Raw genomic sequence first — 16,305 nt, forward strand, 5'->3', positions numbered from 1 at the left:
CATAAAAATAAGGTAAATATTGCTGCCTGACACGGTAAGCCGGGCGTTTTACCAATAAAATCAAAATTTCTGTTTTATTGCTGTAGATCACAATCGGTATTTTCAGTAGGTTATAAAAAGTTTGTTACTGTTTTATTTTTTCAGACATATGTTGGGGGGCGCGTTCATCCGCCTTTGCGACGGTCGCTTGTAAGAAAAGTAAACCATCATCAAAAACCGATGGAAGGGAAAACTATGCGTATTGGTGTACCAAAAGAGAGACTCGCCCAGGAAACCCGGGCCGCCGCCACGCCGAAAACGGTGGAGCAGCTGCTAAAGCTTGGGTTCAGCGTCGCGGTAGAAAGCGGTGCCGGTAAGTTGGCCAGTTTCGACGATGAAGCCTTCGTTCAGGCTGGAGCGGAGATCGTGAGCGGTGATGACGTATGGCAGTCTGACGTCATTCTGAAAGTGAACGCGCCCGATGACGATGAAATCCTGCTGCTTAATCCCGGCACGACGCTTATCAGCTTTATCTGGCCGGCGCAAAACCCGCAGCTGATGGAAAAACTGGCGGCGCGCAACATCAACGTGATGGCGATGGATTCGGTGCCGCGTATTTCGCGCGCGCAGTCGCTGGATGCGTTAAGTTCAATGGCTAACATCGCCGGCTACCGCGCGATCGTGGAAGCCGCCCACGAGTTTGGCCGTTTCTTCACCGGGCAGATCACCGCGGCAGGTAAGGTACCGCCCGCGAAGGTGATGGTGATCGGCGCCGGGGTTGCTGGTCTGGCGGCCATCGGCGCGGCCAATAGCCTCGGGGCAATCGTCCGCGCGTTTGATACCCGTCCGGAAGTGAAAGAACAGGTGCAGAGTATGGGCGCCGAGTTCCTTGAGCTGGATTTTAAAGAGGAAGCGGGCAGCGGCGACGGCTATGCCAAAGTCATGTCTGAAGCCTTTATTAAAGCCGAGATGGCGCTCTTTGCCGCCCAGGCGAAAGATGTCGACATCATCGTCACCACCGCGCTGATTCCGGGTAAACCGGCGCCGAAGCTGATTACCCGCGAAATGGTCGACTCCATGAAGCCCGGCAGCGTGGTGGTTGATCTGGCGTCGCAAAACGGCGGCAACTGTGAATACACCGTGCCGGGTCAGGTAGTCACCACCGCCAACGGCGTGAAGATTATCGGTTATACCGATCTCCCTGGCCGTCTGCCAACGCAGTCTTCGCAGCTGTACGGTACCAATCTGGTCAACCTGCTCAAGCTGCTGTGCAAAGAGAAAGACGGCAATGTCGTTATCGATTTTGATGATGTCGTTATCCGCGGCGTTACCGTGGTTCGCGAAGGTGAAATCACCTGGCCCGCGCCACCCATTCAGGTATCTGCTCAGCCGCAGGCGGCAGCGAAAAAGGTTGAAGCGCCAAAAGCTGAAGCGAAACCGAGCTCGCCGCTGCGCAAGTATGCGCTGATGGCGCTGGCGATTATTCTGTTTGGCTGGCTGGCCAGCGTGGCGCCAAAAGAGTTCCTCGGCCACTTTACCGTCTTTGCGCTCTCCTGCGTGGTCGGTTACTACGTCGTCTGGAACGTATCCCACGCGCTGCATACGCCGCTGATGTCGGTCACTAACGCCATTTCCGGCATTATTGTGGTCGGGGCATTGTTACAGATAGGCCACGGCGGCTGGGTCAGCTTCCTGAGCTTTATCGCGGTGCTGATCGCCAGCATTAATATTTTTGGTGGTTTCACCGTCACTCAGCGCATGCTGAAAATGTTCCGCAAAGGATAAGGGGTAACAAATGTCTGGTGGATTAGTTACAGCTGCATACATTGTTGCCGCGATTCTATTTATTTTTAGCCTGGCGGGGCTTTCTAAACACGAAACCTCGCAACAGGGCAACTACTACGGTATTGCCGGGATGGCGATTGCCCTGGTGGCGACCATTCTGGGGCCGGACAGCAGCAACGTCGCGTGGATCCTGCTGGCGATGGTTATCGGCGGCGCTATCGGTATTCGTCTGGCGAAGAAAGTTGAAATGACCGAAATGCCGGAGCTGGTGGCGATTCTGCACAGCTTCGTGGGCCTGGCGGCGGTGCTGGTAGGCTTTAACAGCTATCTGCAGCATGAAACAGGGATGGAACAGATTCTGGTCAATATTCATCTGACCGAAGTGTTCCTCGGCATCTTCATCGGTGCGGTGACCTTCACCGGCTCCGTCGTGGCGTTTGGCAAACTGTGCGGCAAGATGTCTTCAAAGCCGCTGATGCTGCCGAACCGTCATAAGCTGAACCTGGCGGCGCTGGTGGTTTCTTTCCTGCTGCTGATCGTTTTCGTACGTACCGACAGCATCGGCATGCAGGTACTGTGCCTGCTGGTGATGACCGTTATCGCCCTGGCGTTTGGCTGGCACCTGGTGGCCTCCATCGGCGGCGCGGATATGCCGGTCGTGGTGTCAATGCTGAACTCCTACTCCGGTTGGGCGGCAGCAGCAGCGGGCTTTATGCTCAGCAACGACCTGCTTATCGTAACTGGCGCGCTGGTAGGTTCTTCCGGTGCGATTCTGTCGTACATCATGTGTAAGGCGATGAACCGTTCGTTCTTCAGCGTGATTGCCGGTGGCTTTGGTTCTGACGGCACGGCCTCCGCGGCGGATGAAGAAGTGGGCGAGCACCGTGAAATCAGCGCCGAAGAAACCGCAGAGATGCTGAAAGGTTCGCAGTCGGTGATCATCACCCCGGGCTACGGCATGGCGGTGGCGCAGGCCCAGTATCCGGTCGCGGAAATCACCGAGCGACTGCGCGCGCGCGGAATCAAAGTGCGTTTCGGTATTCACCCGGTTGCCGGGCGTCTGCCGGGCCATATGAACGTACTGCTGGCGGAAGCGAAAGTCCCGTATGACATCGTGCTGGAGATGGATGAGATCAACGATGATTTCTCCGATACCGACACCGTGCTGGTGATCGGCGCTAACGACACCGTTAACCCGGCCGCGCAGGACGATCCGGGCAGCCCGATCGCCGGTATGCCGGTGCTGGAAGTGTGGAAAGCGCAGAATGTGATTGTATTTAAGCGTTCGATGAACACTGGCTACGCCGGCGTACAGAACCCGCTGTTCTTTAAAGAGAACACCCACATGCTGTTTGGCGATGCCAAAGCCAGCGTCGATGCGATTCTGAAAGCACTGTAGAGCCTGGTCTTTTAAAACCTGTGCTTCTTAAGCCGTCTCCTGTGAGACGGCTTTTTTATATAGGTTATCAAGTGATTATTTGCTCATAAAATAATCAGGCGAGAGTGTTATAATAGGCCTGTTTTTCACTCAAACTGAGGATATTATGGATACCGAGTTAACCCCCACGCAACTGGCCATCGAATTTCTGCGCCGTGACCCCGCTGCTTTAACCCCCGCGCAGTATCTGAAAAAGCTGAAACTACTGGAACTTGAGTTTGCTGACTTAATGGCGCTTTCGTCCATGGAGCTGAAAGAAGAGATCGATCACGCCTGGCGTTTAGGTATCCACTAACGTTTTCGTTACCGATAAAGCGATAGAAGATAAGGGCCGGGCGGCCCTTTATTTTGTTTATAAAATGCAAAAAAATCCCCCGCGCGGGCGGGGGATGAAGTTTTTTACTCTTACTGAAGGCGAGTGACTAATCGTCTTCTTCGTCGTCCAGCTCAACCGGCGTCTGGTATTGATCCGGCTTCAGCGCCAGCAGGTCGCAGCGCAGGTGGTCAATCACCTGCTCGGCGGTATTGCCGAGGAAGGCCGCCGATAGGCCGGTACGACCCACGGTGCCCAGCACCACGATGCCCGCCTGCAGATGTTCAGACAGATCGGGGATCACCTCTTCAGGAAGACCTTTTTCAACGTGGGTGCGGCCTTCATCGATGCCGAATTTCTGCCGCAGCGCTTTCATGGCCAGCAAATGCTGACCGCGAATGGCGTCGTTATAAACGCTGGGGTCAAAATCAGGGAGCTCAATCGCGATATTGATGGGCGTGACGGGATAGGCGCCCACCAGATGGACCTCGGTATGGTTAACCTGTTCCGCCAGCTCAATCGCTTCGCGTACCAGCTTTTCATTGAGCGCGTTGTGGTAGTTCTCTTCGCTGGCGAGATTGACCGCCACCAGCGCTTTACCCCCTTCCGGCCACGGCTGATCTTTGACCATCCATACCGGGCACGGGCATTTGCGCAGCAGGTGCCAGTCCGTTGGGGTGAAAATCACCGCTTCCAGCTTGTCGTGCTGGTGCGCCATTTTCAGCACTAAATCATGCTTGTCGCTAATGATTTCCTGGATAATGGCTTCGAAGGGACGATTGTGCCACACCACTTTGATATCAATGGGCACGCCGGATTCAATATAAAATTTTGCCTGCTCGCGGATCCAGGCGGTACGCTGGCCGATGACGCCCTGGCGCATGGCCGTGCGTTCGTCAGGAGACAGCAGGGTGGTCATTTCATAAGAAAAATCATAGATCGGCAAAAAGGCTTTGATGCGTCCACCAATCCGTTGGTGCAGATACACCGCGCGCCGCAATGCAGGCTGGTCGTCCTGATTGGGGTCGATTACTACCAGCATGTTCTGATACTTCGCCATACAGGGTCTCCTTACAACTGTAACTACAGTTTGTCCTTAAAAAGATAACCTATATGGATGAAATGAAACAGGGGAGGAGCCTGGCCAGATCAACAAATTAGAAAAAAATTCGCGATCCGGCCGGATACAGAGGGACTATCAGGCGACGTTGCGGGCCTGGCCAGCAAGCTGCGCCAGCAGGTCGCTGTTTTCAATGGTGATATATTTACCTTTAACCGCCAGCATACCGCTTTTCTGGAAACGCCCCAGCAGGCGGCTGATGGTTTCCACCGTCAGGCCCAGATAGTTGCCGATATCGCCACGGGTCATGGTGAGGCGGAACTCACGCGGAGAGAAGCCGCGCTGCGCAAAACGGCGGGACAGGTTGTAGATAAAGGCCGCCAGGCGCTCCTCTGCGTTCTTTTTGGAAAGCAGCAGAATCATATCCTGATCGCCTTTAATCTCGCCGCTCATCAGACGCATCATCTGCTGACGCAGATTCGGCATCTTACCGGAGAGATCGTCCAGCGTTTCAAAAGGAATCTCGCAGACCATTGAGGTTTCCAGCGCCTGGGCAAAGCTTGGGTGGTGGCCGGTGCCGATGGCGTCAAAGCCGACCAGATCGCCCGCCAGATGAAAACCGGTGATTTGCTCATCGCCCTGTTCGGTGATGGTGTAGCTTTTAATGGTGCCAGAACGAATTGCATACAGCGATTTCAGCTCATCACCGGCTTTGAACAAGGTTTGTCCTTTCTGGATAGGCTTTTTCCGCTCGATAATGTTATCAAGCTGATCAAGCTCATGCTCGTTCAGAGTAAAAGGGATGCAAAGCTGGCTAATGCTGCAATCCTGGCAATGGATTGCACAACCGCCAGACTGAATGCGTCGTATAATTCGCTTTTCCGGGATCATAAGTCTGCTCAGGCTTTAATTGATATTGGTCAATTTTAACATCTTTTTGGTGAGCAGGTAAGTCTCGAACCCCTGAAACACGTAATATTAAAAGGGTAAATCAGTTACCTGATTTATCCAATTGATTATAATAGGTTTATCTGGCGAGAAATGATTGTAAAATTACCGGAAGATTCCAAAAAAGGCACTTACAGTCAAAGGAGCAGATAGCCTTCGTGGCGCAACAGCCACTCTTTACGCTGCACGCCGCCGGCATAACCGGTCATGGTACCGTTACGCCCGATCACGCGATGGCAGGGCACCACAATACTGACCGGATTTGAACCGTTGGCGGCACCCACGGCGCGCGCGGCGCCCGGACGCCCCAGCGTCTCCGCGAGCTGACCGTAGTGCATGACCTGGCCGCAGGGGATGGTGCGCAGCGCTTGCCAGACCTGCCGCTGAAACGGCGTGCCGCCGGTGGCGGTCGGTAAGGTGTCGATAATGGCGAGATCCCCGGCGAAGTAATCGCTGAGCTTACTGCTCAGCCCTCCCGGGTTACTGGAATCAACGCGTTCGTAGCCTTCACCCCGATAATGGATATCCAGCAGTTGCTCCATGCGGTCGCGGTGCTGATCCCACTCAACGGCCCGCAGGTTGAACTGCTCATCACAAATTACCCACAGCGGCCCCAGCGGGGTGTCAATTTTATCCTGCAACAGCGTCAGCATCGGTAATCCTTCATCGCGGTTATATTGGCAGGGCATCACCATACCACGACGCGAGGTTAGCAAACTATACCCCGAAAAGGTCAACAAACCGGGCCAGCATGGACTATTAATTATGGAGTGGGGTAGCGATGTTTATTTTTGTATTCACTCGCAGGCGCGGCGGCAAAGCGATTTTGCTACCTTCAACCGGCGGCGAATTCAGCGGTAAGCATCCGACGCCGCAGATAAACAGACTGGCTTTTCTTGAGTCAATGATTTCCCGGCGTTGCTGTGCGGGTTCTTACCAACAAAGGTGGTGATATGCAATATATGATGACTGGCGTTGTAATCGTGATTATCAGCGGCTTAGTGATTCATCTGGTCTCTTTGGCGATTGAAGGGTTGTATAAAAAGATCAGTAACCGAACGACATGGCGTTAACGGTTTCATGGCCTTCCCTGGCCGGTGGCGACATTATGGTAATCGTGGATAAATACCCGGCCCGATAGGCAGCCCCACCAGATACCAGCCCACCAGCAACAGTAGCCAGACGGCCAGGAATATTAACGGATAAGGCAAGACCAGCGAGTAGTAGGTTCCCAGTTTAGCCTCGGGCCGGTAGCGCTGTAAGAAGCCGAGAAACAGCGGCACAAACGGCGATACCGGCGCCAGCGGCAGCACCGATGAATCGGCGATACGGAACAGAATCTGCGCAAATGCCGGGTGAAAGCCCAGCAGCATAAACATCGGCACGAAAATCGGCGCCAGAATCGACCAGATTGCCGAGCCGCTGGCGATAAACATGCATAAAAAGGCGGATAGCAGCGCGAGGCCGACAAACGCCGGTACGCCGTTCATTCCCGCGCTCTCCAGCAGATCCGTCAAGCCGACGGCCATAAATTTCCCCATGTTGCTCCAGTTAAACATGGCGACGAACTGGGCCAGCGGGAAGACCATCACGATAAAGCCTGCCATCTCCTTCATCGGCTCAATCATCAGCTGCGGCAGATCGGCCTGACGGCGAATTTTGCCGGTGGCAATGCCGTAAGCCAGTGAAACGACAAAGAAGAAAAAGATAATGAGCGGGACGATCCCTTTTATAAACGGCGAAGGCATCACGGTATGCTTGATGGGATCGCGCAGGATACCGTTTTCCGGTATGACCATCAGCGCGATAACCGCCACGAATAACAGCGCGGCCACACCGGCCACGCGCAGGCCGAAGCGCTGTTCAGCCGTCAACATCTGCAGCGTTTCATCGCTGCCGCCTTGCCACTGACCTAATCGCGGTTCCACCAGTTTATCGGTAATCAATCCGCCAACCAGCGTGAGAACGATCACCGAGGTTGCCATAAAATACCAGTTATCAATCACGCTGACGTGGAGCGAGGCGTCAAGGGTTTTGGCTGCTTCGGTGCTGATGCCGGAGAGCAGGACATCGGTGGTGACGATGAGCAGATTGGCCGTGAAGCCGCAGCCGACGCCGGCGATGGCCGCCAGCAGCCCGGCAACCGGGTGGCGGCCGACGGCGAGAAACATCAGGGCGCCCAGCGGCGGCATAATCACCAGCGCGGCATCGGAGGAGATGTGGCTGAAGAAGGCGATAAACAGCACCATATAGCTGGCGTAACGGGCGCTAACGTGCGATGACATTTTCACCATCAGCGAAGGCAGCAGGCCCACGCGTTCCGCAAATCCGGCCCCCAGCACCAGCGCCAGAATGGCCCCCAGCGGCGCGAAACCGCTGAAGTTCTTAATGACGTTCGGCAAAAACCAGTGCAACCCTTCGACGCTAAGCAAATTTTTCACCACCACTCGCGAGCCATCGGTGGGGTTCTGTACGCCAACGTTCAGCGCCGACAGGATGGCGGTGGCGACCATCAACGCCACAATCAGGTAGATAAACAGTAAAAACGGATGCGGGACCTTGTTACCTATTTTTTCAACCCAGCCATAGAGCTTACCGCTGGGGGAAGGCGAGGGTATGGATGACATACTCATGGGCGTTCCTCAGTTGTCGTTGTTGTGTTGGTTGTCTCTTGACCCCAGGGCGTGTCAGCCATTGTTTTTTGGCGATGACCGCGTTGCTGTACTCCGTCCAAAGGGCTTTTATTATTTTAAAATCGAAGGCTTGACGTCCTGCGGGATGGGGCACCGGTAGGGCCTTTCGGCTAAGACCTGCGCCAGTTCCCGCCGGCTGGCTGTCAGTAACGGTCTGTCGCTGAACAAACGAATGGCCGTTGCCGCCAGTATTTTCCCGGCCAGAAGCATCCCTTTGTGAGCGATGGAGGTTCTGCCCTGGCTCACCAGTTGCCAGCTATGCAGCGGCGTCCCGACGGCAAAGCAGGGGCTGAAGCATTGGGCTACGGGAGCTTTCCAGCTTACGTCGCCGACGTCGGTAGAGCCCGCAAGGATGTTATCGGTAGCCGACCAGGGCGCCACTTCATCGATCAGGATCGTCTCGCGGTGGCGGCGGGCGAACGCTTTCCCTTCTTCGTCACCGGTGCCGGCAATGTTTTTCAGGCTGTTATTGATATCGTTCGCGCTCAGGGTGGCGCGAATTTCGGCGGCGAAAGCCCGCTCTTCCTCGCTCCAGTGCGGCGTGCCGTAATGGCATACCGCCTGATACATCGCCGCTTCCAGCGTGCGGTTGGGGAGATAGCTGGAACAGGCCTTTTCGAAGCGGCAGCTAACGCTGGTCTCGGTCATCAACGCGGCGCCCTGGGCGATTTTTTCGATCCGGGCGAAGATTTGCTGGGCGTCGGCCATTTCCGGGGCGCGAATGAGATACAGCACTTCCGCCTGCGCCTGGACAACGTTAGGAGAGACGCCGCCGGTATCGGTGATGGCGTAGTGCACCCGCGCCTTTTCGATAATATGTTCGTTAAGGAAGTTGCTGCCGGTGGTCATCAGCGTCACGGCATCCAGCGCGCTGCGGCCCAAATGCGGCGAGTTCGCCGCGTGCGCCGCGGTGCCGGTAAACCGCCATGCCGCCTGAATGTTGGCAAGGGTGCTGGTGCTGAACATCCCGGCCCAGGCTTCCGGGTGCCAGGTCAGGGCGGCATCGACGTCGTCGAATAATCCCTCGCGAACCATAAAGGTCTTGCCGGAGCCGCCTTCCTCACCGGGACAACCGTAGAAGCGCAGGGTGCCGGTGCCGCCGTGCTGCTGCAGCCAGTTCCTGGCGGCGACCGCGGCGGCGAACGCCGCCGTACCGAGCAGATTATGCCCGCACCCGTGGCCGTTTTCCCCCGGCGTTGGAGACGCGGGCGCTGCGCAGTGAGCCTGTTGGCTGAGCCCCGCCAGGGCGTCAAATTCGCCGAGCAGGGCAATCACCGGCTGGCCTGCGCCGAAGCTGGCGATAAAGGCGTTGGGGATCCCGCCGGCATTGCGGGTCAATTGAAAACCTTCCGCTTCCAGCGCATCGGCCAAACGCGCGGCGGACCAGAACTCCTGGAAGCGGGTTTCCGGATGATCCCAGATATCATCGGCAATGGCGCAAAAATCGTTGCGCCGCCCCTCAATAACGTCATCGACAAATTGATAAACCTGTTCCATTACACACCTCGCTGCCAGGGAAAGTTCAGGGCGATGCGCGCTAACGTGGCGACGGCCTGGGTCATCACGCTTTCGTCGAAATCGAATTTTTCGTTGTGGTGGCCGGCGCTCAGTTCGGTGCCGAAAATCATGTATGAAGCGAGACCGCCGCGTTCCAGGACCCGGGCCATCATCAGGGTGGCATCCTCGGAGCCCGCCGGGGCAGCGATACGATCGACGGCCTGTTTAACGCCGGGGACCTGGGCCGTCTGCTGGCGCAGATAGTCCACCCACGCCGGCGACGGGGCGCTGGAGGTGGCTGCGCCCATCAGGTGCAGCTGGTAGCTGGCTTCATACATCGTCGCCGCGCCGGCGATCGCCTGTTTGGCCCGCTCAAAGACGTACTGGTTAATAGCGTCGGTTTCGCCCCGGGTTTCGACTTTTAATAGCGCGGAAGAGGGAACCACGTTACGCCCGGTACCGGCCTGCATGACCCCGACGTTAACCCTTGACGCCCCGGCGCTGTGCGGCGCGATGGCATGCAGGGCAAGGGCGGCCTGGGCCGCTGCCAGCAGCGCATTACGTCCATCTTCAGGTTTACCGCCAGCGTGGGCGGCGACGCCGCTGAACTGCACATCGAATTTGGTGGTGGCCATAAAGTTATCGCCACCGCAAACGACGGTGCCGGCAGGGACGCCGGTACCGATATGAATGGCGGTGAAGTAGTCCACGTCATCAAGTACGCCCGCAGCCACCATGGCGCGCGCGCCGCGGGTACCTTCTTCAGCCGGCTGGAAAATCAGCTTGATCGTCCCGTTGAGCTGCGCGGCATATTCCTTGAGCACGTGCGCCAGCCCCAGGCCGATTGCGGTATGACCGTCGTGGCCGCAGGCATGCATCATGCCTTCGTTGCAGGAGGCAAAACGATCGCGATGCGGACGGTGGCTATCGTCATGCTGCTCGTTGAGATCGAGCGCATCCATATCGACGCGAAACGCCAGCGTCGGCCCCGGCCGCCCGGTGTCAAGCGTCGCCACTACCCCGGCGAAGCCCCCTTCAAACGCCGGCAGCCAGCGCTCCGGCGCACCCTGCGCGCGGGCGCGCTGGAACGCCTGCGCCAGGGTCTCTTCATCAGGCAGGCCCATACGGCTATCGGCATCGATAACGTCGCGACCCAGCGCCAGTTGATAACCCAGATCGTCAAGTATCTCCGCCACTTTGCTGGCGGTGCGGAACTCCAGCCAGCCGGATTCCGCATGCAGGTGAAAATCGCGACGCCATTCGGTCATCTTTGGCGCCAGCTGGTTGATGAAATCATAAAGTTGCGGCATAACCTTTCCTGTCATAATCAAAAACTGTGATGGTGTTCACGAAGTGATAGCTTTTGCTTATCACTGCCGTATTTCATGCGCTCTCATCCTTAACCTGCCACAGCACGATCGATTACAGTAGATGTCATTTTCTTCTGTCTGATAAACACTGGTTATCACTTGCGATATGTCATTTCAGATCAAATTTCATCACATTCGCGCCTTCGTTGAGGTTGCGCGTGAAGGGAGCATTCGTGGCGCCAGCCGGGCGTTGGCGATTTCGCAGCCGGCGTTGACCAAAGCGATCAAAGAGCTGGAAGAGGGCCTCTCCGCGCAGCTGTTTGTGCGCCGTAGCCAGGGGGTGGCGCTGACTGAAAACGGCGAAAGCTTTTATCAACATGCGAGCCTGATCCTCGAAGAGCTGCGGGCGGCGCAGGATGAATTGCTGCAGCGTCAGGGCGAGCAGGCGGGGCAGATTAATATCGGTCTTGGCGCCAGCGTAGCGCGCTCGCTGATGCCGTCGGTCATTTGCCGCTTTCACCAGCAGCATCCGCTGGTGAAGGTGCGGATTATGGAAGGACAACTGCTGGCGATGATTAATGAACTGCGCCAGGGTGAGCTGGATTTCACCATCAATACTTACTATCCCGGCCCGTACGATCATGAATTCAGTTTTGAAAAGCTATTTGAGAAACCCTTCGCGGTATTCGCCCGCGCCGGTCACCCGGCGGCAAAAGCCACTTCACTGACGGCATTGCTCGATCGCCACTGGACGATGCCGACGCCGCGCGGCAGCTACTTCAAACAGCTGCAGGAGATGTTTAACCAGGCCGGACTGGCGCCAAAGGTGGATATCGTTTGCGAGACCTTCTCTTCGTGTATTAGCCTGGTGGTGAAAAGTGATTTTCTCAGCATTTTGCCGGTCGAACTTGGCAATGACCCGATGATGGCGGATAAGCTGGTGATGATCCCCATTCGCGAAGCGTTACCCAAAGCCACCTATTATCTGATTCAGCGCCGCGATACGCGGCAGACGCCCTTAACGGCGTCATTAATCACGCTGTTTCGTCGTCAAAGCCGTCAACTGTTTCCCTGATCGCGTCGACGCCCGATTTACCGGCGGAAGGTGTTAAACGCGTTGAGGGGTAAGCGCGAGGCGGCTATAGTAACTTCCCGGTTGTAGCTGGAGGAGCGCGCATGAACCTTGACGACAAATCCCTATTTCTTGGCGCCATGGAGGACGTTCAGCCTCTGAAACGTCATAACGACGTTCACTGGCATCCCGAGCGCAAGACCCGCGCCGTGCAGCGGGTTGACACCCTGCAGCTTGATAACTTCCTGACCACCGGCTATCTCGATATCGTGCCGCTGGCAACCGCCCTGGAATTCAAGCGCGAAGGCCTGCAAAGCGGCGTGCTGGAGAAACTCCGGCGCGGCAAGTACGGCCAGCAGGCAAGCCTCAATCTGCTGCGCCAGCCGGTCGAAAAGTGCCGACAAATGCTGTTTGCTTTTGTGGTTCAGGCGCGAAAGGAGGGGCTGCGCAATGTGCTGATCGTTCATGGCAAAGGGCGCGACGATAACGCCCACGCCAATATTATTCGCAGCTACCTGGCGCGCTGGCTGGTGGAACTCCCGGAAGTCCAGGCGTTCTGCGCAGCGTTACCGCACCACGGCGGCAGCGGCGCCTGCTACGTGGCGCTGCGTAAATCGGCGGAGGCTAAGCAGGAAAACTGGGAGCGCCACGCTAAACATAGCCGCTAGCGCATCAGCAGCGTCAGTTCCCGGGCTGCTTTTTGTAGCTCGGGTAACACCCGCGCCAGCATCTCTTGCGCGGAAACCTGTCCGGCATGCACGCCGACGTTAAGCGCCGCCTGAATCTGCCCCTGGGGGTTAAACAGTGGCACCGCCAGCGAGCGCAGCCCCATCTCCAGCTCCTGATCGTTAAGCGCGTACCCCTGCTGATGGACGCGTTTAAGCTCGGCGCGCAGCTTCGCGACGGAATCGACGGTTTGCGGGGTATAGCGAATCATGGTGACCCGGCCCAGCATATCGTTCAGCTTCTCCTCCGGCTGATAGCTCAGCAGTACGCGCCCCATCGAGGTCGCCCAGGCGGGCAGACGGCTGCCGATATCGAGATCGATGGTCATAATGCGCGAGCTGGATGCGCGAGCGATATAAAGAATATCGTCGCCGTCGAGAGTGGCGATTGAGCAAGACTCATTGAGCATTTCGCTTAAATGCTTCAGCACCGGCTGCGCCGAGCGCGCCAGCGGCGTGGAGGCCAGCCACGCGTGGCCCAGCGCCAGAATTTTCGGCCGCAGCTGGAAATTTTTACCATCTTCGGCGTACACAAAGCCCAGTTTGCTCAGCGTATACAGGCAGCGGCGCACCGCCGCGCGCGGAATGCCGGTCTTTTGGCTGATTTGCGAAATAGAGAGCAGCGGGCGCTGCGGCGTAAACGCCTGGATCACCTCCAGCCCGCGCGCCAGCGAAGCCATAAAGTTCGGATCGCCCTTAAACGGATCGCTATCGCCCGTCAGTAAATCGTCTGGATGTTTCTCCATGCTCTTCTCCATATTTGCCGCCGATCACATTCTTTCGCTAAACATACACGATGTTCGATTATCGCACCATATTTCGATTATCGCCCTTGACCGACATCGTTAAGCGGGTCACATTTTGTGCGAACAACGAATAAAAGTGCGATTACCGCACATACAGGAGCGACCTGATGATTGATAAAAGCGTGTCGACGCTACGTGATGCCATCGCTGGGATCCACGACGGAGCGACCATAATGATTGGCGGTTTTGGCCCCGCCGGGCAGCCGACGTACCTGATAGATGCCCTGATAGAACAGGGGGCCCGCGATTTAACCATTATCAACAATAATGCGGGCAACGGCGAAGTTGGCCTGGCGGCGCTGCTGAAGGCCGGGCGGGTGCGCAAAATGATCTGCTCGTTCCCGCGTCAGGTCGACTCGCAGATTTTCGACGATCTCTATCGCCGCGGCAAAGTCGAGCTGGAGCTGGTTCCGCAGGGGAACCTCGCCGCGCGTATTCAGGCGGCAGGGGCTGGCCTCGGCGCGGTTTTCACTCCAACCGGCTACGGTACGCCGCTGGCGGAAGGGAAAGAGACTCGCGAGATCGACGGGCGTCACTATGTGCTCGAATATCCTATCAAGGCCGACTTTGCGTTGATCAAAGCCCATCAAGGCGACCGCTGGGGAAACCTGGTATACCGCAAGGCGGCGCGCAACTTCGGCCCGATTATGGCGACCGCCGCGAAAACCACTATCGTGGAAGTCTCGCAGCTGGTGCCCCTCGGTAGCCTTGACCCGGAAAGCATCATTACCCCGGGGATTTTTGTTCAGCGCGTCTACTCCCTGGAAAACCTGATTGCCGCTAAAAGCGCCTGAGGACCCCATTATGCAAAAACTGACTCGCGATGAGATGGCCCAGCGCGTGGCTCGCGATATACCTGAAGGCGCTTACGTCAATCTGGGGATCGGCTTGCCTACCCGCATTGCTAACTATCTTCCCGCTGATAAAGAAATCTTCCTGCACAGCGAAAACGGCCTGCTGGGAATGGGGCCAAAGCCACGGCCTGGCGAAGAGGACCCGGAGCTGATTAACGCCGGAAAAGAGTATGTGACTCTGCTGCAGGGGGGCTGCTATTTCCACCACGGCGACTCCTTCGCCATGATGCGCGGCGGCCATCTCGATATCTGCGTGCTCGGCGCCTATCAGGTTTCCGCCAGCGGCGATCTGGCGAACTGGAGCACCGGCGCGCCCGACGCGATTCCGGCGGTTGGCGGGGCGATGGATCTGGCCATTGGCGCTCGTCAGGTCTTCGTGATGATGGATCACCTGACCCGCGACGGGGAATGCAAGCTGGTAGAGCACTGCACCTATCCGCTGACCGGCGTTGGCTGCGTCAGCCGGATTTACACCGACCTGGCGGTCATCGATATCAGCGAAAGCGGCCCGGTGGTGCGGGAAATCTTCAACGGCCTCTCTTTTGAGGAACTGCAGCGCATCACTCCGGTGGCGCTGACTTTTGCACAACTGGCGGAAAGCGCGTAAGGAACCTATGATGAATCAGGCATTTATCTGTGATGCGGTGCGCACGCCGTTCGGCCGCTTTGGCGGTACCCTGGCCACCCTGCGCGCCGACGATCTGGCGGCGCTGCCGCTGAAAGCGCTGCTGGAACGCAACCCGGGACTCGATCCGGCGCGTATTGATGATGTGATTTACGGCTGCGCCAACCAGGCGGGGGAAGATAACCGCAACGTCGCGCGTATGGCGCTGCTGCTGGCCGGACTGCCGGAAAGCGTACCGGGCAGTACCGTTAACCGCCTGTGCGGTTCCAGCCTTGATGCGATCGGCATCGCAGCGCGCGCGATTAAAAGCGGCGAAACTCAACTGATGATCGCCGGCGGCGTAGAAAGCATGTCGCGGGCGCCATTTGTGATGGGCAAGGCCGAAAGCGCCTTTAGCCGCACGATGCGGATGGAAGATACCACCATCGGCTGGCGCTTCATTAACCCGCAGATGAAAGCGCTGTACGGCGTGGATTCGATGCCGGAAACGGCGGAAAACGTGGCGGACGATTTCGCCATTTCGCGGGCGGATCAGGATGCGTTTGCGCTGCGTAGCCAGCTGCGTACGGCGGCGGCGCAGGAGGCGGGGCGTTTTGCCGACGAGCTGATCGCCGTCTCGGTGCCGCAGCGCAAGGGCGAACCGCTGCTCTTTAGCCGCGATGAGCATCCGCGCAGCACCACGGCGGAAGCGCTGGCCAGGCTTCGCGGCGTGGTTCGCCCCGACGGTACGGTGACGGCGGGTAACGCCTCCGGGGTTAACGACGGCGCCTGTGCGCTGCTGCTCGCCAGCGAGCAGGCGCTGGCCGCCAATGATTTACAGCCGCTGGCGCGCGTAGTGGGCGTCGCGACGGCAGGCGTTGCGCCGCGAATTATGGGATTTGGCCCGGCGCCGGCGGTACGTAAGGTGCTGGCGCAAACCGGGCTAACGCTTGGGCAGATGGACGTCATTGAACTGAATGAAGCCTTTGCCGCTCAGGCGCTGGCGGTGACGCGCGATCTGGGCCTGCCCGACGATGCGGCGCACGTCAACCCTAACGGCGGCGCGATTGCCCTTGGGCATCCGCTGGGGGCTTCCGGCGGTCGTCTGGCAATGACCGCAGCGTATCAGCTGCGCCGTACCGGCGGGCGCTATGCGCTGTGCACCATGTGTATCGGCGTCGGTCAGGGGATCGCGCTGATTATTGAACGCGTTTAAGGAGC

The 16,305-nt window shown here is 57.6% G+C and carries 15 protein-coding genes; 8 read left to right on the forward strand and 7 right to left on the reverse strand.

What is annotated here, in order from left to right; translation table 11 throughout:
* The first annotated feature begins 234 nt into the window (after positions 1-234).
* From pntA to CMQ96_RS02720, 3 genes are all read left to right on the forward strand, one after another.
* The gene (gene pntA, locus CMQ96_RS02710) at positions 235-1,764 is read left to right on the forward strand and encodes a Re/Si-specific NAD(P)(+) transhydrogenase subunit alpha (RefSeq protein ID WP_004119626.1); all 1,530 of its coding nucleotides are present in this window, start codon (positions 235-237) and stop codon (positions 1,762-1,764) included.
* Between the two features lie 10 nt (positions 1,765-1,774).
* On the forward strand, positions 1,775-3,163 hold the full coding sequence (gene pntB, locus CMQ96_RS02715; protein ID WP_024358003.1) for a Re/Si-specific NAD(P)(+) transhydrogenase subunit beta: 1,389 nt from the start codon (positions 1,775-1,777) through the stop codon (positions 3,161-3,163).
* Between the two features lie 145 nt (positions 3,164-3,308).
* On the forward strand, positions 3,309-3,497 hold the full coding sequence (locus tag CMQ96_RS02720; RefSeq protein WP_004102581.1) for a YdiH family protein: 189 nt from the start codon (positions 3,309-3,311) through the stop codon (positions 3,495-3,497).
* A 127-nt stretch (positions 3,498-3,624) separates the two neighbouring features.
* Here CMQ96_RS02720 and uspE read toward each other — a convergent pair whose 3' ends face one another.
* The 6 genes from uspE to CMQ96_RS02750 form a co-directional block, all read right to left on the reverse strand.
* Positions 3,625-4,575 carry a universal stress protein UspE gene (gene uspE / locus CMQ96_RS02725; RefSeq protein WP_024358004.1) on the reverse strand — a complete coding sequence of 317 codons (951 nt, stop codon included), beginning with the start codon at positions 4,573-4,575 and terminating at the stop codon, positions 3,625-3,627.
* A 138-nt stretch (positions 4,576-4,713) separates the two neighbouring features.
* Positions 4,714-5,466, reverse strand: coding sequence for a fumarate/nitrate reduction transcriptional regulator Fnr (fnr, locus tag CMQ96_RS02730; protein WP_004102577.1), 753 nt, complete (start codon positions 5,464-5,466; stop codon positions 4,714-4,716).
* Between the two features lie 194 nt (positions 5,467-5,660).
* Positions 5,661-6,176: a methylated-DNA--[protein]-cysteine S-methyltransferase gene (gene ogt / locus CMQ96_RS02735; protein WP_049085798.1), complete on the reverse strand. Its 516-nt coding sequence runs from the start codon at positions 6,174-6,176 to the stop codon at positions 5,661-5,663.
* A gap of 453 nt (positions 6,177-6,629) precedes the next feature.
* A complete protein-coding gene (gene abgT, locus CMQ96_RS02740) occupies positions 6,630-8,156 on the reverse strand; it encodes a p-aminobenzoyl-glutamate transporter (RefSeq protein WP_024358006.1) in 1,527 nt (508 codons plus the stop codon).
* Positions 8,157-8,267: 111 nt separating this feature from the next.
* The gene (locus tag CMQ96_RS02745; RefSeq protein WP_024358007.1) at positions 8,268-9,713 is read right to left on the reverse strand and encodes a M20 family metallopeptidase; all 1,446 of its coding nucleotides are present in this window, start codon (positions 9,711-9,713) and stop codon (positions 8,268-8,270) included.
* Positions 9,713-11,023: a M20 family metallo-hydrolase gene (locus tag CMQ96_RS02750; protein WP_098065839.1), complete on the reverse strand. Its 1,311-nt coding sequence runs from the start codon at positions 11,021-11,023 to the stop codon at positions 9,713-9,715. The genes CMQ96_RS02745 and CMQ96_RS02750 overlap by 1 nt, the downstream gene beginning before the upstream one ends.
* Before the next feature lie 166 nt (positions 11,024-11,189).
* Between CMQ96_RS02750 and CMQ96_RS02755 the strand changes: the two genes are divergently transcribed.
* Both CMQ96_RS02755 and smrA read left to right on the forward strand, forming a co-directional pair.
* Entirely contained in the window at positions 11,190-12,098 is a 909-nt protein-coding gene (locus CMQ96_RS02755) for a LysR family transcriptional regulator (RefSeq protein WP_004135566.1), read from the forward strand.
* Positions 12,099-12,199: 101 nt separating this feature from the next.
* The gene (smrA, locus tag CMQ96_RS02760) at positions 12,200-12,763 is read left to right on the forward strand and encodes a DNA endonuclease SmrA (RefSeq protein ID WP_004135568.1); all 564 of its coding nucleotides are present in this window, start codon (positions 12,200-12,202) and stop codon (positions 12,761-12,763) included.
* On the opposite strand, the gene CMQ96_RS02765 is transcribed toward smrA, so the two are convergent.
* A complete protein-coding gene (locus CMQ96_RS02765) occupies positions 12,760-13,566 on the reverse strand; it encodes an IclR family transcriptional regulator C-terminal domain-containing protein (RefSeq protein ID WP_004135569.1) in 807 nt (268 codons plus the stop codon). The two genes, smrA and CMQ96_RS02765, sit on opposite strands and share 4 nt — an antisense overlap.
* 167 nt (positions 13,567-13,733) lie before the next feature.
* Between CMQ96_RS02765 and CMQ96_RS02770 the strand changes: the two genes are divergently transcribed.
* The 3 genes from CMQ96_RS02770 to pcaF are packed head-to-tail and all read left to right on the forward strand — an operon-like array spanning position 13,734 to position 16,300.
* Positions 13,734-14,420 carry a 3-oxoacid CoA-transferase subunit A gene (locus CMQ96_RS02770; RefSeq protein ID WP_098065841.1) on the forward strand — a complete coding sequence of 229 codons (687 nt, stop codon included), beginning with the start codon at positions 13,734-13,736 and terminating at the stop codon, positions 14,418-14,420.
* A 10-nt stretch (positions 14,421-14,430) separates the two neighbouring features.
* Positions 14,431-15,087 (forward strand): 3-oxoacid CoA-transferase subunit B, encoded by a 657-nt coding sequence (locus tag CMQ96_RS02775; RefSeq protein ID WP_004119648.1) that lies wholly within the window; start codon positions 14,431-14,433, stop codon positions 15,085-15,087.
* 10 nt (positions 15,088-15,097) lie between these two features.
* Positions 15,098-16,300 (forward strand): 3-oxoadipyl-CoA thiolase, encoded by a 1,203-nt coding sequence (gene pcaF, locus CMQ96_RS02780; protein WP_024358012.1) that lies wholly within the window; start codon positions 15,098-15,100, stop codon positions 16,298-16,300.
* The last annotated feature ends 5 nt before the right edge of the window (positions 16,301-16,305 follow it).

Origin of the sequence: Klebsiella sp. MBT K-1, from assembly GCF_002556465.1 — a bacterium.
In the GTDB taxonomy this organism is placed as follows: Bacteria; Pseudomonadota; Gammaproteobacteria; order Enterobacterales; family Enterobacteriaceae; genus Klebsiella; species Klebsiella grimontii.

Bases quoted from the DNA above. Each gene is read 5' to 3' on its own strand.
- uspE (WP_024358004.1), bottom strand. From the start codon at position 4,575: ATGGCGAAGTATCAGAACATGCTGGTAGTAATCGACCCCAATCAGGAC.
- fnr (WP_004102577.1), bottom strand. From the start codon at position 5,466: ATGATCCCGGAAAAGCGAATTATACGACGCATTCAGTCTGGCGGTTGT.
- CMQ96_RS02745 (WP_024358007.1), bottom strand. From the start codon at position 9,713: ATGGAACAGGTTTATCAATTTGTCGATGACGTTATTGAGGGGCGGCGC.
- CMQ96_RS02765 (WP_004135569.1), bottom strand. From the start codon at position 13,566: ATGGAGAAACATCCAGACGATTTACTGACGGGCGATAGCGATCCGTTT.
- pcaF (WP_024358012.1), top strand. From the start codon at position 15,098: ATGAATCAGGCATTTATCTGTGATGCGGTGCGCACGCCGTTCGGCCGC.
- CMQ96_RS02775 (WP_004119648.1), top strand. From the start codon at position 14,431: ATGCAAAAACTGACTCGCGATGAGATGGCCCAGCGCGTGGCTCGCGAT.
- CMQ96_RS02750 (WP_098065839.1), bottom strand. From the start codon at position 11,023: ATGCCGCAACTTTATGATTTCATCAACCAGCTGGCGCCAAAGATGACC.
- pntB (WP_024358003.1), top strand. From the start codon at position 1,775: ATGTCTGGTGGATTAGTTACAGCTGCATACATTGTTGCCGCGATTCTA.
- CMQ96_RS02720 (WP_004102581.1), top strand. From the start codon at position 3,309: ATGGATACCGAGTTAACCCCCACGCAACTGGCCATCGAATTTCTGCGC.
- CMQ96_RS02755 (WP_004135566.1), top strand. From the start codon at position 11,190: ATGTCATTTCAGATCAAATTTCATCACATTCGCGCCTTCGTTGAGGTT.
- smrA (WP_004135568.1), top strand. From the start codon at position 12,200: ATGAACCTTGACGACAAATCCCTATTTCTTGGCGCCATGGAGGACGTT.
- ogt (WP_049085798.1), bottom strand. From the start codon at position 6,176: ATGCTGACGCTGTTGCAGGATAAAATTGACACCCCGCTGGGGCCGCTG.
- pntA (WP_004119626.1), top strand. From the start codon at position 235: ATGCGTATTGGTGTACCAAAAGAGAGACTCGCCCAGGAAACCCGGGCC.
- abgT (WP_024358006.1), bottom strand. From the start codon at position 8,156: ATGAGTATGTCATCCATACCCTCGCCTTCCCCCAGCGGTAAGCTCTAT.
- CMQ96_RS02770 (WP_098065841.1), top strand. From the start codon at position 13,734: ATGATTGATAAAAGCGTGTCGACGCTACGTGATGCCATCGCTGGGATC.